The sequence below is a fragment of the Synechococcus sp. H55.11 genome (genome assembly GCF_047462475.1).
Classification (GTDB): domain Bacteria; phylum Cyanobacteriota; class Cyanobacteriia; order Thermostichales; family Thermostichaceae; genus Thermostichus.
Genome location: NZ_JANSJI010000279.1, coordinates 1 through 745, shown reverse-complemented (window position 1 = coordinate 745; position 745 = coordinate 1). Strand labels below are relative to the sequence as shown.

The window sequence follows — 745 nt, the reverse complement described above, 5'->3', positions numbered from 1 at the left end:
CACGAGCGCTTTGAGTTCCCCGAAGAAGTCCTACCCCGCGGCAACGCGCTCTAAAGAATCAGGGAGGTTGCCTGGCACTTGCCAGGGATCCGCTCCCGGCAAGTCTTGAACTGTAATGCTTAGGGATCCCAAAGGTTTGCGGATCCCTTTTTTATGGGTTGCAAGGCGGCTGGGCTCGCAAGCGGGCGCAAATGGCCTGCCAAACCTGTTCGGCCAACTGGGACGGGCTGGTTTCTGACCGGATGGGCACCCGCACATCGGCCTGGGCGTAGAAAGGTTCTCGCTCCTGCATTAGCCTTTGCAAAGCGGCTTGGGGATCGGGGGTTTGCAACAGGGGCCGTTGGCCGGGATCCCGGCTCAGCCGTTGCCAAATGAGCTCAGGGGCCGCATCCAGCCAAACGGTGAGGCCGTGGTGCAAATAGCTCCAATTCTTGGGCCGCAGCACGATGCCACCCCCCGTGGCAATCACCAGGCGGGTGTAGCCGCTGAGCTGGGCCAGCACCTGGGTTTCCAGATCCCGGAAGTGGGCTTCCCCATGCTGAGCAAAAATCTGGGCAATCGAGCAGCCCGCCACCTGCTCCACCAGCACGTCGGTGTCGAAGAAGGGGCGGCGCAACTGGGCGGCTAGCTCAGCTCCCAGCGTGGACTTGCCGCTGGCCATCATGCCGACTAAGTAGACGGTCACGCCCTGCAGGCGTTCGGATTCTGGCGGAGAGATCATGAGGGGGGAGGGATCTGCTAGCGC

At 62.3% G+C, this 745-nt stretch carries 1 protein-coding gene; it reads right to left on the bottom strand.

Annotation, left to right across the window (positions count from 1 at the left end; translation table 11 throughout):
• Positions 1-151: 151 nt before the first annotated feature.
• Entirely contained in the window at positions 152-721 is a 570-nt protein-coding gene (locus tag NW853_RS11210; protein ID WP_414336257.1) for a shikimate kinase, read from the bottom strand.
• Positions 722-745 lie beyond the last annotated feature (24 nt).